This window comes from Methylobacterium sp. D48H (genome assembly GCF_053345715.1).
This window is the reverse complement of the sequence record NZ_JBKFAP010000077.1, coordinates 1-819: the sequence shown is the minus strand read 5'-3', so window position 1 is coordinate 819 and position 819 is coordinate 1. Positions and strand designations below refer to the sequence as shown.

The 819-nt window shown below is 71.3% G+C and carries 1 protein-coding gene; it reads left to right on the top strand.

Annotated elements, in window-relative coordinates:
- A partial coding sequence (locus tag ACLBX8_RS31540; RefSeq protein ID WP_447716401.1) for a methyl-accepting chemotaxis protein occupies positions 1–819 on the top strand: 819 nt, incomplete at both ends.

The window sequence follows — 819 nt, the reverse complement described above, 5'->3', positions numbered from 1 at the left end:
GCGGCGACGGCGGACCTGAACGCGGCCGCGGCCGAGATCCGCGCCTCGGCGCAGGAGCAGGCCGCCTCGGTCGAGCAGCAGTTCGCCGCCGTGCAGGAGACCGCCGCCACGGTGGACGAGATCACCCATTCGGGGGCGCAGATCTCCAAGCGCGCCACCGAGGTGATCGCCACCGCCCAGGCCACCGCCCAGACCTCGCGACAGGGGCTGCGCGCGGTGTCCGACACCGCCAAGGCCATGGACGCGATCCGCGAGCAGGCGGAGGCGGTGGCGGGCAACATCGTCAGCCTGTCGGAGAAGACCCAGACGATCGGCGACATCATCGAGACGGTCAACGACATCTCGGAGCGCACGCACCTGCTGGCGCTGAACGCCGCCATCGAGGCGGCCGCGGCCGGCGAGAGCGGGCGCAGCTTCTCGGTGGTGGCCTCGGAGATGAAGCTCCTGGCCGACCAGGCCAAGGCGGCCACGGGGCAGGTGCGGGGGATCCTGGGCGAGATCCAGCGGGGCATCAACACGTCGGTGATGCTGACCGAGGAGGCGGTCAAGCGCGCGGCGGCGGGCAAGACGCGCTCGGACACGACGCAGCGCACGATCGAGGAGATCACCGCGCGGGTGGAGGAGAACGTGCAGACGTTCCAGCAGATCGTGGCCTCGACCAACCAGCAGCAGCTGGGCATCGAGCAGGTGATGGGGGCATTGCAGAACATCCGCCAGGCCAGCCAGCAGACCGCGGCCGGCACCCGGCAGGTCGAGGCCGCCTCCGCCAACCTCACCGAGCTCGCCCAGGCCCTCATGGCCCTGGCCGAACGATACCGG